3 protein-coding genes are annotated in these 1,936 nt (G+C 75.2%); 1 reads left to right on the forward strand and 2 read right to left on the reverse strand.

Translation table 11 applies throughout. The annotated features are described in order from the left end of the window. Nucleotides 1-1,186 (reverse strand): 2-succinyl-5-enolpyruvyl-6-hydroxy-3-cyclohexene-1-carboxylic-acid synthase (gene menD, locus DBR36_RS13305; RefSeq protein ID WP_258222846.1); only part of this gene is annotated, 1,186 nt, incomplete at its 3' end. A 4-nt stretch (nucleotides 1,187-1,190) separates the two neighbouring features. Beyond that, nucleotides 1,191-1,610, reverse strand: a complete 420-nt coding sequence (locus tag DBR36_RS13310; RefSeq protein WP_108320141.1) for a PLD nuclease N-terminal domain-containing protein — start codon at nucleotides 1,608-1,610, stop codon at nucleotides 1,191-1,193. 108 nt (nucleotides 1,611-1,718) lie between these two features. Here DBR36_RS13310 and DBR36_RS13315 point away from each other — a divergent pair. Beyond that, nucleotides 1,719-1,936 (forward strand): DUF4229 domain-containing protein (locus tag DBR36_RS13315; RefSeq protein WP_108320145.1); only part of this gene is annotated, 218 nt, incomplete at its 3' end.

Here is a 1,936-nt window from a genome sequence, read left to right on the forward strand (position 1 = left end):
GAACGGCCGAGGCGAGTCCGTCGGCGTCGGGGGCGGGCGGCGAGAGATCGACCGCAGCGGCGCGCGAGGCGCGCATCCACTCCCCCAGCCACTCGCGGTCGGCGCCGCCGGCGACCCGCACGGCGTCGACGGCGCACGTCGTGCCGTTGAGGTTGATCGGCTCGCCCGGTCCGCGGACGGCCAGCACCTCGACGTCGGCGCGCATGAGCAGGCGCGTCACCTCGCGGCTGAGCGTCGGGCGACCGAAGACGACGACCCGCTCGATGCGTCCGCCGAGCTGCGGATCGTTCAGCAGGCCCCGGTAGCCGTGCACGATCTGGCGACCGAAGCGCGCGCCGCTGACGATCTCGGCGACGAGGGGGAAGCCGCCGTCGTGCGCGAGCTGCTCGGCCGCGGCCCCGGCATCCGCCCCCGCGACCACGATGGTGCGCGGCCCCGTCTCGAGGCGATGGGCGGCCTCGGCGTCGGGGGCCACGTCGGCGCGCCCGATCCCGCCGCCGCCCTGGTAGAGCGCGCCCGACACGTCGTCGCCGTCGTCCTTCGGCTCGTCCGGGAGAGCGGGGGATGCCGCGCGCGCGGCGAGCCACGAGGGGGCGGCGCCCGCGAGCGGCTCGCGCAGGGGCACGTTCAGGTGCACGGGCCCCGGGACGCGTGCACCCTCGCCCAGAGCGGCGGCCAGGGCCTCGGCCGCGAGCGCGTCCAGGTCGGCGGTCTGCACCGCATCGCCGTCGTCGTCGGTCTGATCGGGGACGGCCAGGTCGGCCTCGAGACGCGCGGCCGAGCGGAAGAGCCCCGGCTGGCGCGTCGTCTGGTTGGCGCCGACGCCGCGCAGCTCCGGCGGGCGATCGGCCGTCAGCAGCACCAGCGGCACGCCCGCGTGGTGCGCCTCGAGAGCGGCCGGCAGCAGGTTGGCGACGGCCGTGCCCGAGGTGCAGACGACGACGGCCGGCATCCCGCTCTCGCGTCCGATGCCCAGTGCGGTGAAGCCCGCGACGCGCTCGTCGATGCGCACGTGCAGGTGTATCAGCCCGGCTCGCTCGAGGTCGGCGGCGACGAGGGCGAGGGCCTGCGAGCGCGAGCCGGGGCTCACCACGACGTGACGCACGCCCCGCGAGACGAGTCCGGCGAGCAGCGCCGCGGCGGCGTCGGTGGCGGGCGCGGCGGAGCGACCGTTCGGCGAGGTCACGGCGTCAGCCGACGGCGCCGCGCTGACCGCGGGTGTCGTCGTCGCCGGGCTTGCGCGGGTCGTCACCCGGGTCGGCCGACTTCTTCGGCGGGGCCGGGTCGTCGGCCTCGGAGTCCAGCTGCGCAAGCTCCTCTTCGAGGCGGCGGATGCGCTCGTCCTGCTCGGCACGCGCCGAGGGGGTCATGCGACCGAGGAACTCCGGATCGTCGTCGGGTGCCCGGCGGACGACCGGCTTGCCGGCGCGACCCCGACCGATGAGGAACCACAGGATGCCGCCGAGTACCGGCAGCAGGATGACGATGGCCATCCACGCGGGCTTGCTGACACCGCGGTGACGCGAAGGGGATTGCACGGCGCAGTCGACGATCGTGTAGACCCAGAAGACGGTCGCCACGAGCGCCAGGATGAGAAGCAGCCGTGCCATGGACCGATTCTACGTGCGTCCACGGCGGGGCGGCCCGGACGCCGCCGAGCTGGCCCACCGTCGAACGACCCGGGAAGGCCCCCGTGGCCGCCGCCGTAGACTGGGACGATGCGCGCACGCTCGGCCCTCGTCTACACGGTGCTGCGACTCCTCGCCTTCGTCGTGCCGCTGGTGATCCTGCTGCTGTTCCCGGTGTTCCAGGAGCTCCCGTGGCTGGCGGCGATCTTCGCCGCCCTCATCGGGCTGAGCCTGTCGCTGCTGTTCCTGCGCCGCCCGCTCGACGACGTCACCGGCGGTCTCGCCGAACGTCGGGCCCAGCGACAGGC

Source organism: Microbacterium sp. HMWF026, from assembly GCF_003061325.1.
GTDB lineage: Bacteria > Actinomycetota > Actinomycetes > Actinomycetales > Microbacteriaceae > Microbacterium > Microbacterium testaceum_E.

What these genes read in the sequence shown, in the direction of transcription:
- DBR36_RS13310 (WP_108320141.1), bottom strand. Translation starts at nt 1,610, where the DNA reads ATGGCACGGCTGCTTCTCATCCTGGCGCTCGTGGCGACCGTCTTCTGG.